This is a genomic window from Streptococcus sp. SS-4456 (assembly GCF_036680365.1).
Lineage (GTDB): Bacteria > Bacillota > Bacilli > Lactobacillales > Streptococcaceae > Streptococcus.
The window spans coordinates 1-835 of sequence record NZ_JAVIHI010000091.1; the positions used below are offsets into that span (position 1 = coordinate 1).

The window sequence follows — 835 nt, forward strand, 5'->3', positions numbered from 1 at the left end:
CCGTTAAATTCACAGAAGCACTCAATGGTCAGACAGGAGATGAGTTTGGCTATGATCCAGCAGCTAAGATCAAGGAATTCGAAAACCTCGGATACACCGTAGTTAACAGTGATGGCTACAGCCCAACAGGTACCTTCGATAACATCGATGGCAACTCCCAAGACTTCACATACGAGTTGACACCAAAAGTAAGCCCAATCACTCCAACTGATCCAGGTAAACCAGGTCAACCAATCGATCCGAACAATCCAGATGGTCCAAAATGGCCAACTGATAAGGGTGTTGATGATGTGAGCCGTACGATCAGCCGTACCGTTACTTATGTGAAAGCAGAAGGTGGAGAAGCTGCACCAAGCTCAAGCAACACTGTTACATTTGAGCGTTCAGGTGAAATCAACCACGTTACAGGTGAAGTCACATGGCAAGCATGGACAGCTAAGAACGGCGATGCGACACTTGAAGGTAACCCATTACCTCTTGTGACAGGCTACTTGGCCCAAAGCGCAACCAACAATGGCTCTGAAGTAGCTCCAAGTACTACAGCGGAAGCTATTGTAGCGACAGAAACAACCGGCAACATCACAGAAGAAGTAACTTATGTGAAACTTGGTTCATGGATTCCACAACCACCAACAGGTACAGTGGAAGTTCCACCAACTGTTTACCCTAACAATCCGGATGATCCGACAAAACCAGGTACAGACGTTCCAACGATTCCATACATCCCAGGTTATATCCCAGTAGGACCAGATGGTACAACTCCATTGACTCCAGTCGATCCAGCAGATCCAACGAAGGGTTATGAAGCACCACCAGTACCAAATGATCCAACAAC

Annotated in this window: 1 protein-coding gene; it reads left to right on the plus strand. The window is 46.9% G+C overall.

The annotated features are described in order from the left end of the window. Window positions 1–835 (plus strand): mucin-binding protein (locus RFK25_RS11480; RefSeq protein ID WP_443035564.1); only part of this gene is annotated, 835 nt, incomplete at both ends.